Origin of the sequence: Thiomonas delicata, from assembly GCF_900088825.1 — a bacterium.
Taxonomy (GTDB): domain Bacteria; phylum Pseudomonadota; class Gammaproteobacteria; order Burkholderiales; family Burkholderiaceae_C; genus Thiomonas_A; species Thiomonas_A delicata.
This window is the reverse complement of the sequence record NZ_LT592170.1, coordinates 1,018,431-1,030,880: the sequence shown is the minus strand read 5'-3', so window position 1 is coordinate 1,030,880 and position 12,450 is coordinate 1,018,431. Positions and strand designations below refer to the sequence as shown.

Genomic DNA, 12,450 nt, shown 5'->3' with positions numbered 1-12,450 from the left:
CGCAGGCCGCGAGGCCGGCTCAAGCTCCGGTTTCGTCGAGCCCGCTGTCCAGGTGCCCGCCGTCGTTCCAGCCGACCAGGCTCATGCGGTCCTCGGCCACCAGCACGCGGTTGATCGCAGCGTTGCGCAACTCCCAGGTCCGCGGCGCGTCCAGGCTTTGCCCCGTGGCGCAACGGTGCAGGCAGTCGAGCGCGCCGCCATGGGTGACGATGACCAGTGTCTGTCCCGGATGGGCGGCGGCGATGCGCAGAACCGTCGAAGTGACCCGGCGGTAGAACGTCTCGAGGCTTTCGCCTCCCGGTGCGGCGAAGCCCGGGTCGCGCCGGCGCCAGCGCTCGCATTCCTGCGGATAGATCTCCTGCAATTGCGCGAAGGTTCGGCCTTCGAAGCTGCCGAAGGCACGCTCGCGCAAGCCGGCATCGGTCCGTAGCGCAAGCCCGCGGCGGTCGGCGATGGGCATGGCCGTGCCGCGCGCGCGCAGCAGATCACTGGCGTAGACGGCATGGATTTCTGTGTCGCCAAGGGCCTCGGCAACCGCCTCGGCCTGGGCCTGACCGCGCGCGTTCAGCGCGATATCGGTGTGGCCCTGAATGCGCGCGCTACGGTTCCATTCCGTCTCGCCATGGCGAATCAACAACAACAAGGTGGCTTGGTCTTCGAGCATGGCCGCATGGTAGCGACGCGGCTGTCGCAAACCGGCTCAGTGCGCCCCTCCGGCATCCACCGGCCCCGCATGGCGGGCCGGTTTGACCAGCCACACGAGCGCGATCAGGGCAATGAAGAGCCAGGCGCTCAATCGGAACATTTCGTCCACCGCGATGGTGTAGGCCTGCTGGTCGATCAGGCGGTTGATCACACCCAGGGCCTGCTCGTGGCTGAACCCGCTCGCCTGCAGCCCCTGGATCACGGGGCTGGACACCGGATTGCCGGCGTAGATATGGGAGGCGAGCTGCTCGTGGTGCAGGCTGGCGCGGTTGGCCCAGATCGTGGTGTAGATCGAGGTGCCGAACGAGCCCGCGGTGATGCGCGCGAAATTCGACAGCCCGGAGGCCGCGGCGATGCGTTGCGGCGGCAATCCGCCCAGGATGATGCCGAGCAAGGGGATGAAAAAGGCCGCCGTCGAGATGCCCTGGATCACGGTGGGGATGGAATATTCCCAATAGCTGTCGCCCGTGGTGAAACGCGAGCGCATCCAGAACACCAGGGCGAAAATCAGGAACGACGAGGTCGTGATCCAGCGCGTGTCGACGCTGTTCATGTAGCGGCCAATGATGGGCGAAAGAATGAGCGCGAACAGCCCGACCCAGGCCAGCACCTCGCCGGCATCGGTGGCCGTGTAGCCGACGAATTCCTGCAGCCACAGCGGCAGCAGCACCAGGCTGCCGAAGAACATGCCATAGGCCAGCGCGAGCATGATGGTGCCCAGCGTGAAGTTGGGCAGCTTGAACAGGGTGAGATCGACCACCGGATGCTCGTCGTAGATCTCCCAGATCAGGAACAGCACGAAGCCGACGAAGGCGGCGACCGCCAGCGCGACGATGACGTTGGAGCCGAACCAGTCCAGTTCCTGGCCCTTGTCGAGCATGATCTGCAGCGCGCCCACCCAGATCACCAGCAGCCCCAGCCCCGTCCAGTCGATCGGCAGCTTGCGCCGCGGCGTTTCGCGCTCCTTGTAGAGCGCCAGGGTGACTGCGGCGCAGATCACGCCCACCGGGACGTTGATGTAGAAGATCCACGGCCAGGAGATGTTGTCGGTGATCCAGCCGCCGAGCAAAGGCCCCGTGATCGGCGCCACCAGCGTCGTCATCGACCACATCGCGATGGCCATACCCGAGCGCTGCGGCGGATAGCTGGAGAGCAGCAGGGTTTGCGACAAGGGAATCATCGGCCCGGCGGACGCGCCCTGCAGCACGCGGAACAGGATGAGCACCTCCAGGCTGGGCGCCTGGCCGCAGAGGAAGGAAAACAGGGTGAACAGCAGGATGCTGCTGAGGAATACCTTCACCGCGCCGAAACGCTGGGTGAGAAAACCAGTGAGCGGCACGGCAATCGCGTTGGCCACGCCGAAGGAGGTGATGACCCAGGTGCCCTGCGAGGAACTCACCCCAAGGTCGCCGGCGATGGCCGGAATCGACACGTTGGCGATCGACGTGTCGAGCACGTTCATGAACGTGGCCAGGCTGAGCGCGATCGTGCCCAGCACCAGGGCGCCGCCGGTCAGCGGCGTGAGATGCGCGGCCTGCTTCGGGACGGCAGCGGGTTCGGGCGTCGCGCCTGCCGCAGCCTCCTCGAGGGTGGTGATGTCAGCCATGGTGCGGCGGGCCTCAGTCGTGCCGCGCAGACGAGCCGGGTAAACCGATCTGGCCGCGCGGCATGCCGCCGGTATTGGCCGCGATGATGTGATCCACCAACGCATCGGCCTTGGCCCAGTTGGCGGCGTACACATCGGTCTTCGCGGCAGGCTGGCGCGGCGGCTCGTCCACCACCAGCGGGCCCTTGTGATCGGTGATGTTGACTGTCACCTCGGTGGACAGCCCCACGCGCAGCGGGTACTTGGCGACCTGCGCCGCATCGAGGGCGATGCGCACCGGCACGCGCTGCACCACCTTGATCCAGTTGCCGGTCGCGTTCTGCGCCGGCAGCAGGGCGAATGCCGCGCCACTGCCGGCCGAGATACCGACCACCTTGCCGGCGTACGTCACCTTGCTGCCGTAGATGTCGGCCACCACGCTGGCGGGCTGACCGATGCGCAGTTCGCGCAACTGGGTTTCCTTGAAGTTGGCGTCGACCCAGACATCGTTCAGCGGCACCACGCTCATCAGCGGCATGCCGGGGGCCACGCGCTGGCCGAGCTGCACCGTGCGCCGCGCCACCACCCCGGTCACGGGCGCCGGAATGGTCGTGCGCTCATAGGCCAGGTAGGCCTCGCGCACATGGGCCGCGGCCAAGCGCACAGCGGGGTTGCCCGCCAGCACGATGCCTGCCGTCTGCGCTTCGCTGGCGGCCACCTCGGCCTGCGCCGCGCGCACTCCGGCTTGCGCGGTCAGCAAGGCGCTCTTGGCGGCCTGGACGGCGATCTGCGCCTGGCGCAGTTCCTCCGCCCCCACGGCGCCGGTGCCGGCCAACTCCTGGCGGCGGCGCAAGGCGTCCTCGGCTTTGGCCAAGCTGGCCTGGGCGGTGGCCACGTCGGTGCGCCTGACCGCGACCTGCGCTTGCAGGGCCGAGGTCTGCGCATAGGTCACGCGCACGGCGCGCACGGCCTGGGCGAGCTGAGCCTCGGCCTGCTGCAGCGCCACGCGGGTGTCGGCGCCGTCGAGTTGAACCAGGGCCTGCCCGGCCTGCACCATTTGCGTGTCGTCGGCATCGATGGCGGTCACGGTACCGCCGACCTGCGGCGTGATCTGGACCAGATTGCCGCCAACGTAGGCATCGTCGGAACTCACTTCGTGCAGCGACAGCCAGTAGTGGTAGCCGCCGTAGGCGACACCGGCGATGACGAACACGGTGATCGCGCTGAGCATGGCGCGGCGGCGTTTGGCGGCTTTCCCGTTGCCGTTGCCGGGCATCGGCGTTGGGTTCTGGGCTTGGTTTTGCGGATTGGCGCTCATGGATGTTCCGGAATGATGTTGTCTTGGGTGCGATGTCAGCGCATGGATGAAGGCCGTGTCGCGCCACCGCTCGCCGTGGCCGCCGTCGCCGCCGCGCCGTCACCCGGAAGTGCGGGAAGCTGGGGCGCCGCGTAGCCGCCGCCCAGGGCGCGGATCAGGGCCACATCGTCAAGCAGCGCCTGGGCCTTGAGGTTCACGCCGGCCTGCCTGAGTTGCAGCACGGCGTTCTCGGTGCTCAGCACGCTGAGATCGTTGCTCAATCCTGCGCGATAGCGCTGTTGCGCCAATGCGTAGGCGTCCTCGGCCAGGGTCAAGGCCTCGTGCTGCTGCGCCAGTTGCTTCTGCAGCGAGCGTCTGCTGCTCAGCGCGTCGGCCACTTCGCGCACCGCATTCACCAGGGTGGCGTTGTAGAGGTCGATCGCTGCGTCCGCCCCAGCCACCTGCCCGCGCAGGTTGGCGCGCAGCTTGCCGCCCTCGAAAATCGGCAGGGTCAGCGCCGGCCCGACACCGTAAGCGCGGCTTCCGGCGGCCAGGAACTGGCTGAAGCCGAGCGCGGTATAACCGGCGAAGGCCGTCAGGCTGATATTGGGGTAAAACGCGGCGCGCGCCGCCTTCACGCCGGCCAGGGCCGATTGCGCCTGCCAGCGCGCGGCCACCACGTCGGCGCGGCGGCCGATGAGCGCGGCCGGAATGTCCGTGGGCAATGCGGGCATCGGTAGCGCGCGCAAGCTCGGGGACAGCGAAGCCGTCACCTGCGGCCCCTGGCCCAGCAGCGCCGCCAGCGCGTGGCGAGCTTCGGCCTGGGCCTGCGCGTTCTGTTCGATCTGCAGCTGGATCTGGGGAATTTCGGCTTGGGCCTGGCGTTGCTGCAGACTGGTTTCCAGCCCGGCGCGCACGCGGTCCCCCACCAGTTTCTCGATATGCCGGCGCTGCGCCAGCGTGCGCTCCAGCACGGCGCGCTGGGCATCCAGCTTGGCGAGGTTGAAGTAGCCGCTGGCGACGTTGGCCGCGAGCAGCACCCGCGCGGCCTGGGCCTGGGCCTGCGAAGCCCGCGCCTGGCCGATGGAGGCCTGCAGCTGGGCACGGTGAAGGCCGAAGAAATCCAGCTCGTAGCTGCCCTGCAGCAGGGCCTGGTTCTCGGTGTAGATGCCACCACCCAGCGGCGGGGGATAGATGTCGTTTTCGCTGAAGCGCTGGCGCGTGGAGTTCACCGCCGCGCCCAGCTTGGGCTCGAGGCTGCTTTGCGCCACGCCCACTGCCGCCTGCGCCTGCCGCAGCCTCGCCTGGGCTTCCTGCAGCGACGGATTGTCAGCCAGCGCCTGGGCGATGAGACGGTTCAGTTGCGGGTCGTCGAACTGGGTCCACCAGTTGTCGCGCGGGAACTCGGCCGGCCCGCCGGCCAGGCCCAGCCGGGCCGGCTGCACAGCTTGCGCCGTGGGCTGCACGGCCCCCTGGCTGGCGCACCCGGCGAGCAGCAGGCTCGCCAGCAACAGCGCGTAGCGGCGCCCCTGGAGACGACGCGCGGGCCGCACGCAGGCAGCGGCAGTCAAGTTCTTGGTCAGGGTTGTGGTCATGGTGGATGGCGATGTTTCAGGACTCTGCGTCCCCGCTGACCGGCGCGGGTGGCTCCGCGCCCGGATGCGCGCTGTTGGCCGCGGCCAATGCCTCGCCGTTGTCGGCAAAACGCTGCAGCAGGCCGAGCAGGGTGCGAAATTCCTGCGGCGTAAAACCCTGGAGATGCTGGTTGAGAATGTCCGCCAGCACATCGGGAATCTGCTTGGCCACCTCGTGGCCCCTGGGGGTCAGCGCGAGGTTGACGACGCGGCGGTCCACCGTGCTGCGTTCGCGCGCCAGGAGTCCTTTGGCTTCGAGACGGTCCAGCATGCGGGTCATGGCGCCGGCATCGGTGTGCGACTCCCGGGCGCATGCGGCCACGGTGTCGCAGCCATACAGCACCTGGAGCAGCGGCTGCCACTGCATGCCCGTCAAATCCAGCGCCTGCATGCGGGCCTCCAGATTGCGCACCAGCAGAGACAGGCAGCGCTTCATCGCGAATCCGACCGAGTTCTCCTTGCTGTAACTCGATCCGTCATAAAAGCGGGTCTGCGCCTCGGGGGCGGATGCGGGCGCCTGGGGTGATGTCGGACTGTTCATGCCGCCATCTTATTGCCTAGACAATCAATGCATAGGCACTTGGTGTATGGGCATTGTTTGCCTGGGGTATTCGAGAGGGGCGACTTGACACGTAGCGCGCGGGCGTTGTATCCGGCACGCAACATGTCTTTCCGGCCCCGCGCGCTTCCCTACGACCAGTCGTGCACGGAAAACAGTCTGCGGTATTCCTTGATGGCGTAACGGTCGGTCATGCCGGCAATGTAATCGGCGATGCCCCGCAGCTGTCCGCCTTGGCGGTCGCGCTGGTGGTCGGCCGGCAACAGGCGCGGCTCGTCGACATAGGCCGTGAACAGTTCGCGCAGAACCCGCGCCGCCTTGGTGGTGGAGTGCAACACCTGGGGATGGCGATAAAGCGCCTGGCGCAGGAACTGCTGCAGACGCGTGAGTTGCTCGCGCACGGGCGCGCTGAACGCCACGAGCGGCGGGCTGGCGCGCACCTCAGCCGGGCTGCAGACTTGCGCCTCGTCGATGCGCGCCTGGGTTTGCGCGATCAAATCGGCGATCAGCGTGGAAATCATGCGGCGAATGGTTTCGGACACCAGCCGCTTTTGCCCCAGCCCGGGGTAGGCCGCGCGTACGGCGTCCAAGTGGCCGCCGAAGAAATCGATGTCTTCCAACTGTTCCAGATGCAGCAGTCCCGAACGCAGGCCGTCGTCGATGTCGTGGTTGTTGTAGGCGATTTCGTCGGCCAGGTTCGCCACCTGTGCCTCCAGGCTGGGTTGTCCGCCACGGAGGAAGCGCGCGCCGACGTCGCCCAGGCGCTCCGCGTTGCGCCGCGAGCAGTGCTTCAGAATGCCCTCGCGGGTTTCGAAGCACAGATTGAGGCCGTCGAACGCGGCGTAGCGCTCCTCGAGCCGATCAACCACCCGCAACGACTGCAGGTTGTGCTCGAAGCCGCCGCCATGCGGGTCCGCGCCGCGCATGCAGGCGCCGAGCGCATCCTGCCCGGCGTGGCCGAAAGGGGTATGGCCGAGGTCATGCGCCAGGGCGATGGCCTCGGTCAGGTCCTCGTTCAGGCGCAGCGCCCTGGCGATCGACCTGGCGATTTGCGCCACCTCGAGGGTGTGGGTCAGGCGAGTGCGAAAAAGATCGCCTTCGTGGTTGAGAAAGACCTGGGTCTTGTATTCGAGGCGGCGAAAGGCGCTGCAATGAATGATGCGGTCGCGATCCCGCTGGTATTCCGTGCGGTCTCGCGGCGGCGGCTCGGCCTGGCGCCGCCCGCCCGACGTGCTGGCGCTGCAGGCGTAGGGAGCCAGCCATGATTCGTGGCTGGGCGTGCCTCGCATGCTCGGCATCGGTGCGTACTGGTCGGGCCCGAGGTGGCTCGCTTCAGGCGGCAAGGCTGCCTGCGGTGCGGCTTGCGGGCGAGCCGGGCCCGGACATGGCGGGCGACGCATCTCGAATGGCACCGTGCGCCAACAGGCTGGAAGTCACCAGGTCCTGCGGCGCCGCGCGCAGCACGGCACCGCCCAGGCCCTGCAAAAGGACGAAACGCACGTTGCCGGCATCGTTCTTCTTGTCCACCTGCATGAGATCGAGATAGCGCTGCAAAGGCAGCGCCGGCGCCTCGACCGGCAAACCCGCGCGACGCACGAGTTCCTGCAAACGCACGGCAGAAGCGGGGTCCAGCAAGCCCAGGCGCTCCGAGACGCCGGCCGCGATCACCATGCCTGCGCCCACGGCCTCGCCATGCAGCCATTGCCCATAGCCCATGCCGGCCTCGATCGCGTGACCGAAGGTGTGGCCGAAATTCAGTATCGCGCGCAGTCCGCTTTCGGTTTCGTCCTGCGCCACGACGGCCGCCTTGATCTCGCAGCTGCGGCGCACGGCGTGCACCACGGCATCGTGTTCCAGGGCGCGCAGGCGCTCCATATGGGTTTCGAGCCAGCCGAAGAATTCGGCATCGGCGATCGCGCCGTGCTTGATGATCTCGGCCAGCCCCGCGGATACTTCGCGCGGCGGCAGGGTCCGCAGGGTCTCGACGTCGGCCACCACCAGCCGCGGCTGGTAGAACGCGCCGATCATGTTCTTGCCGAGCGGGTGGTTGATCGCGGTCTTGCCGCCGACGGATGAATCCACTTGCGCCAGCAAGGTGGTGGGCACCTGCACGAAGGGCACGCCGCGCATGTAGCAGGCTGCCGCGAACCCCGTCATGTCACCGATCACGCCGCCGCCAAGCGCGAACAAGGTCGTCTTGCGGTCGCATTGGCGCTCGAGCAGGGCGTCGAAAATCCGATTCAGCGTCGGCCAATCCTTGTACTGTTCGCCATCGGGCAGCACGCACTGCAGCACCTCGGCAAAATGCGGCTCCAGGGCCTGCTGCAGAGCCTGTGCATACAACGGCGCCACGGTGGTATTGGTGACGATGAGCGCTCGGGCCTTGGGCTGCGCGACGTCGGCGAAGGTGTCGCGCCCCAGCAGGCCCGCGCCAATGCGAATGTCGTAGGCACGCTGGTCGAGTTCGACGCGAACGGTGGTCATGGCGGTGTGCTGCGGGCTCGTGGAGGATCCCGCCCATTGTAGAAAGAGCGCGGCAACCCCAGCTCCGGCCTGGCCAGCGGTTCAGCGTGCCCCGATCGGCCTCATGGCGCGTCAATCACGCCCGGGCCGCTCGCGTGAACCGGGCTGCACCGGGGCGCGAGACGGATCCACCACTCCGGCGAGTTCCAACTGCGTGAGAACGAGATGGGTCAGCATCGCAGCCGAGGGACGGCCGGTATCGATCGTGAAATGCGCCGTTTCCCGGTAGAGGGGATCACGCTGGCGAAACAGTTCCCGCAGCCTGGTGCGCGGATCTGCTGTCTGCAGCAGCGGGCGGCTGCGGTCATTGCGCGTGCGGTGCGCAAGCTCGTCCGGGCTCGCGCGCAGGTACACCACGACGCCCCGGCCATGCAGGGCCTTCCGGTTCGACTCGCGCAACACGGCCCCGCCCCCGGTGGCCAGCACGATGCCGTCCCGCTCGGTCAGATCCTCGATCACCCGCGCTTCGATCTCTCTGAACCCTTGCTCGCCTTCGCGCGCGAAAAGCGTCGCGATCGTGCAGCCTTCCCGCCGTTCGATTTCGTGGTCGCTGTCAAGAAACCGCAGCCCCACCCTTTGCGCCAGCGCACGGCCCACCGTGGTCTTGCCGGCGCCCATGAGGCCAATGAGAAAAATACGCGTGCAACTTGTCAAAATTGGCAGCTGGCGGGTGCAGGGATGCGATGGATCAACGGCTCAAATCTGCACCGGTGACGATCTTTGGTGTGAGAAACACCATCAGTTCGTCTTTCTGAATGCTCTTGCTGTTGGTCTTGAACAGATAGCCGAGCACGGGGATATCGCCAAGCAGAGGAACCTTGTCGGTCTGGTTCTGCTCCTGCGACGAATAAATCCCGCCGAGCACCACCGTTCCACCGTTCTCGACCTGCACCTGGGTCGTCACCGTGTTGGTGTTGATCGCGGGACCCGCCGCAGTGTTCTGCCCGACGCTGTCCTTGTGGATCTCGACATTCATGATGATGTTGCCGTCCGGCGTGATCTGCGGCGTGACATCGAGGCTGAGCACCGCCTTCTTGAAGGACACCGATGTCGCACCGCTGGATGTCGCCTGCTGATACGGAATCTCCGTCCCCTGTTCTATGGTGGCCTTGTTCAGATCAGCCGTGATCACGCGAGGCGAGGAAATGATTTTCCCCTTGCCATCTGCTTCGAGTGCGGAAAGCTCGAGATTGATGAAACGGTTGGCCGCCGCATTGAACAAACTGATGGCAACAGACCCTGGCGAAACACCGGTCAGAATCGTATTGGCGATTGTCGTCGACGGGAGGTTCACAAACTGGGTGTCTGGAATATAGGAACCGCCCGTGATGACAGCTTGACCAGTTTGCTCACCTACACCCAGGTAATTCCCGGTGACCGCGGCGCCAGGATTGTTACTCTGGCCCGGCACGGTACTTCTGTAGAAACCCAGTTTCGCACCCAAGCTACGCCCGAACTGGTCCGTGGCCTCGACGATGCGCGCCTCGATCAAGACCTGGCGGACCGGCTTGTCGATCTTGGCGATGAGTGCGCTGATTTCCTCGAGCTTGGACGGAATATCGTTGACGAAAATCTGATTCGTGCGCGGATCGGCGATCACCGTGCCGCGCGGCGAGAGGATGCGCGAGGTGGGCGCACCGGCCGTGGGCAGGCCGGGAAGGATGGGGGCCACGCCCGCCCCGCTGCCGCCAGGCTGCGCGCCGCCCGCGGCGCCGGTGAGCAGTTGCACCACCGTGGCAGCCTTCTGGTAGTTGAGCTGGAAGGTTTCGGATTTCAAGGGCTCGAGGTCCCGGATGGATTTCGAGGCTTCGAGTTCAGATTTTTCGCGGGCAAGAATTTCATCGCGCGGCGCGATCCACAGCACATTGCCCTCCTTGCGTTCGCCCAGCCCCTTGGCCTGGAGGATGATGTGCAGGGCCTGGTCCCAGGGCACGTCCTTCAGGCGCAGGGTGAGGTTTCCGGTCACCGAATCGCTCACCACGACGTTGAGGCCCGTGAAATCGGCGAACACCTGCAGCAGCGAACGGACGTCGATGTTCTGGAAGTTGAGCGACAGCTTCTGGCCGTGATAGCCGGGGCCGTTCCCCGGCACCAGCTGATTGGGATTGGGCACCTCGGGGCGCACTTCCAGCACGAATTTATTGTCGGCCTGGTAGGCGCTTTGCTGGTAGTTGCCCGTGGGCTGGACCACCATGCGCACGTTGTTGCCCATCTGGAAGGTGGTGATGGTCTTCACCGGCGTGGCGAAATCGGCCACGTCCAGACGGCGGCGCAGGTCGGCGGGCAGCGTGGCCTTGAGGAAATCGACCACGATGTTCTGACCCTGCTGGTGGATGTCGACGCCGACCTGGTTGTTGGGCAGGTTGACGACGACTTGGCCCGCGCCGCCCGCGCCGCGGTGAAAATCGATACTCTGCAGCGGCAGCTGCTGGGTATTGAGGCTGTCGGCGAAGTGCACCGGCTGCGACAGCGCAGAACCCGCCGTGGTCGACGCATTCAGCGGCGCCGAGGCCGTGGGGTTGATGAGCACGAGCAGTCGTTTGCCCTGGATTTCGGTCTTGTAGGTGGTCGAGCTGCGCAGATTGAGGACCACGCGCGAACGGCCCTCGGCCTGCACCACATTGGCCGAGCGCAGATTGCCTTGATCGAAATTCACCGCGCCGCGGCTCAGCCCGGACGTCACCCCCGGGAAATCGAGCACGATGCGGGCAGGCTGATCGATGGTGAAGCCCGCTGGCGGAGCGGCCAGAGGTTGGGCGAAATTAAGCTGGACGACGATTTCGCCGCCCTGGCTGCTGGCCCCCACGCTTTGCAGCACATTGGAACCCTGCGCCGCAGCCACGACCGTCAGGCCCAGCATCAGCGCCAGACCTGCCGCGGCGCGCGCCAGCCATGTCGTTGCACGGGTAAGCGATAGGGACATCATTTGCTGCTCTCCTGCAATTGAAGGGTTGCGGTGCGTTCCACCCAGTCGCCAACGGCGTCCTGCACCAGCTCCCGCAAAACAACCTGGCTTTCATCGATTTGTGTAATGCGCCCGTAATGCTGCCCCGCGTACTCGCCGACATGTGCGCGGTACAGCAGATTGCCAGCCTTGAGCAGGGCGTACTCCTGGCCCTTGATCTTGTAGCTGCCCACCATCTGGATCTGGTCCAGTGAATACTGCTCCAAGGGCTGTTTGGGCCGATTCATCTGCGCCAGCACCTCGGGGCTCAGCTTGTTCATTTCCTGCCGAACGCCCGTTTCAAGCTTGGCCGGGGAGAAGGGGTCGGTCCGGTCGGACAGGTCGTAGGTCGCCGGCAAGAAGGGCTTCGGCGCCTCGATGGGCTGCACATGCGGATGCAGCTTGGCGCGTTCCTGTGCCATCCACGCGCGCAGATCTTCGTGCGGTTGCCCTCCGCAACCCGCCAAGACAAGCGCGATCGGCAACAGCGGCAGGAAAGCCGGGATGCGGCGGATCATTTCTTACCTCCCGGTCGTTTGGCTTTTTGCTGTGCGGCGACCTCGTCGGCATCGAGATAGCGGAAGGTCTTGGCCGTGGCGTCCATGGTCAGCTTGCCCGAAGGGTTGCCGGCCGGCGGGCTGGAAATGGCGATGTTGTTGATCGTGACGATGCGCGAAAGCTTGGCAACGTCGGCCGTAAACGCGGCGAGGTCGTTGTAGCTGCCCTTGACCTTGATGGTGATGGGGAGTTCGGCGTAATAGTTCTTCACCTCGACCTGGCCCGGACGGAAGAGCTCGAACTGCAAGCCGCGGCCGATGCCCGCCTGGTTGATGTCGGACAGCAGCGCATCCATCTCGGCCTTGCTCGGAAGTTGCTTTTCCAGCAACAGCACGTATTGCTGCACCTGGGCCTTTTGCGCCTTGAGCAGATCCAGGCTCACGGCCTGGGCCAGCTTGCTCTTGTACTCGTCGCGCAACTGCACTTCCTGCTGCTGCGCCTGGTTGAGCTGGTCCTTCACACCGGACAGCCACGCATACCAACCCACGGCCAGCGCCACGATGAGCGTCACGGCGTACGCCGTGGCGCGCGGCAACGGCGGCCACGTGCCGGGATCGTTCTGGTTGAGCCCGCGGAATTGACTGCCGATGCGCTCTTTCAGGGACGCGAAATCAATCTGCATATTGAGGGATTTGGCCATACTGT

11 protein-coding genes are annotated in these 12,450 nt (G+C 66.0%); all 11 read right to left on the bottom strand.

From position 1 onward, the window contains the following. Nucleotides 1-19: 19 nt before the first annotated feature. A complete protein-coding gene (locus tag THIARS_RS04860; protein WP_094159713.1) occupies nucleotides 20-664 on the bottom strand; it encodes a histidine phosphatase family protein in 645 nt (214 codons plus the stop codon). 36 nt (nucleotides 665-700) lie between these two features. Further along, nucleotides 701-2,311 (bottom strand): DHA2 family efflux MFS transporter permease subunit, encoded by a 1,611-nt coding sequence (locus tag THIARS_RS04855; RefSeq protein WP_094159712.1) that lies wholly within the window; start codon nucleotides 2,309-2,311, stop codon nucleotides 701-703. A gap of 13 nt (nucleotides 2,312-2,324) precedes the next feature. Beyond that, nucleotides 2,325-3,608 carry an HlyD/EmrA/EmrK family protein gene (locus THIARS_RS04850; RefSeq protein ID WP_094159711.1) on the bottom strand — a complete coding sequence of 428 codons (1,284 nt, stop codon included), beginning with the start codon at nucleotides 3,606-3,608 and terminating at the stop codon, nucleotides 2,325-2,327. A 35-nt stretch (nucleotides 3,609-3,643) separates the two neighbouring features. After that, the gene (locus tag THIARS_RS04845) at nucleotides 3,644-5,182 is read right to left on the bottom strand and encodes an efflux transporter outer membrane subunit (RefSeq protein ID WP_094159710.1); all 1,539 of its coding nucleotides are present in this window, start codon (nucleotides 5,180-5,182) and stop codon (nucleotides 3,644-3,646) included. A 16-nt stretch (nucleotides 5,183-5,198) separates the two neighbouring features. Continuing rightward, entirely contained in the window at nucleotides 5,199-5,762 is a 564-nt protein-coding gene (locus THIARS_RS04840) for a MarR family winged helix-turn-helix transcriptional regulator (protein ID WP_094159709.1), read from the bottom strand. Between the two features lie 149 nt (nucleotides 5,763-5,911). Then, a complete protein-coding gene (locus tag THIARS_RS04835; RefSeq protein WP_288118055.1) occupies nucleotides 5,912-7,078 on the bottom strand; it encodes a deoxyguanosinetriphosphate triphosphohydrolase in 1,167 nt (388 codons plus the stop codon). Nucleotides 7,079-7,112: 34 nt separating this feature from the next. Beyond that, the gene (gene aroB, locus THIARS_RS04830; protein ID WP_094159707.1) at nucleotides 7,113-8,264 is read right to left on the bottom strand and encodes a 3-dehydroquinate synthase; all 1,152 of its coding nucleotides are present in this window, start codon (nucleotides 8,262-8,264) and stop codon (nucleotides 7,113-7,115) included. A gap of 111 nt (nucleotides 8,265-8,375) precedes the next feature. Next, nucleotides 8,376-8,960, bottom strand: a complete 585-nt coding sequence (locus THIARS_RS04825; protein WP_425444238.1) for a shikimate kinase — start codon at nucleotides 8,958-8,960, stop codon at nucleotides 8,376-8,378. A 31-nt stretch (nucleotides 8,961-8,991) separates the two neighbouring features. Next, nucleotides 8,992-11,229, bottom strand: coding sequence for a type IV pilus secretin PilQ (locus THIARS_RS04820; protein ID WP_094159705.1), 2,238 nt, complete (start codon nucleotides 11,227-11,229; stop codon nucleotides 8,992-8,994). Then, entirely contained in the window at nucleotides 11,226-11,765 is a 540-nt protein-coding gene (locus THIARS_RS04815; RefSeq protein ID WP_094159704.1) for a pilus assembly protein PilP, read from the bottom strand. The genes THIARS_RS04820 and THIARS_RS04815 overlap by 4 nt, the downstream gene beginning before the upstream one ends. Then, nucleotides 11,762-12,445 carry a type IV pilus inner membrane component PilO gene (locus tag THIARS_RS04810; protein WP_094159703.1) on the bottom strand — a complete coding sequence of 228 codons (684 nt, stop codon included), beginning with the start codon at nucleotides 12,443-12,445 and terminating at the stop codon, nucleotides 11,762-11,764. Before THIARS_RS04810 ends, THIARS_RS04815 begins: the two co-directional genes overlap by 4 nt. Nucleotides 12,446-12,450 lie beyond the last annotated feature (5 nt).

What these genes read in the sequence shown, in the direction of transcription:
- THIARS_RS04860 (WP_094159713.1), bottom strand. Translation starts at nt 664, where the DNA reads ATGCTCGAAGACCAAGCCACCTTGTTGTTGTTGATTCGCCATGGCGAG.
- THIARS_RS04855 (WP_094159712.1), bottom strand. Translation starts at nt 2,311, where the DNA reads ATGGCTGACATCACCACCCTCGAGGAGGCTGCGGCAGGCGCGACGCCC.
- THIARS_RS04850 (WP_094159711.1), bottom strand. Translation starts at nt 3,608, where the DNA reads ATGAGCGCCAATCCGCAAAACCAAGCCCAGAACCCAACGCCGATGCCC.
- THIARS_RS04845 (WP_094159710.1), bottom strand. Translation starts at nt 5,182, where the DNA reads ATGACCACAACCCTGACCAAGAACTTGACTGCCGCTGCCTGCGTGCGG.
- THIARS_RS04840 (WP_094159709.1), bottom strand. Translation starts at nt 5,762, where the DNA reads ATGAACAGTCCGACATCACCCCAGGCGCCCGCATCCGCCCCCGAGGCG.
- THIARS_RS04835 (WP_288118055.1), bottom strand. Translation starts at nt 7,078, where the DNA reads ATGCCGAGCATGCGAGGCACGCCCAGCCACGAATCATGGCTGGCTCCC.
- aroB (WP_094159707.1), bottom strand. Translation starts at nt 8,264, where the DNA reads ATGACCACCGTTCGCGTCGAACTCGACCAGCGTGCCTACGACATTCGC.
- THIARS_RS04820 (WP_094159705.1), bottom strand. Translation starts at nt 11,229, where the DNA reads ATGATGTCCCTATCGCTTACCCGTGCAACGACATGGCTGGCGCGCGCC.
- THIARS_RS04815 (WP_094159704.1), bottom strand. Translation starts at nt 11,765, where the DNA reads ATGATCCGCCGCATCCCGGCTTTCCTGCCGCTGTTGCCGATCGCGCTT.
- THIARS_RS04810 (WP_094159703.1), bottom strand. Translation starts at nt 12,445, where the DNA reads ATGGCCAAATCCCTCAATATGCAGATTGATTTCGCGTCCCTGAAAGAG.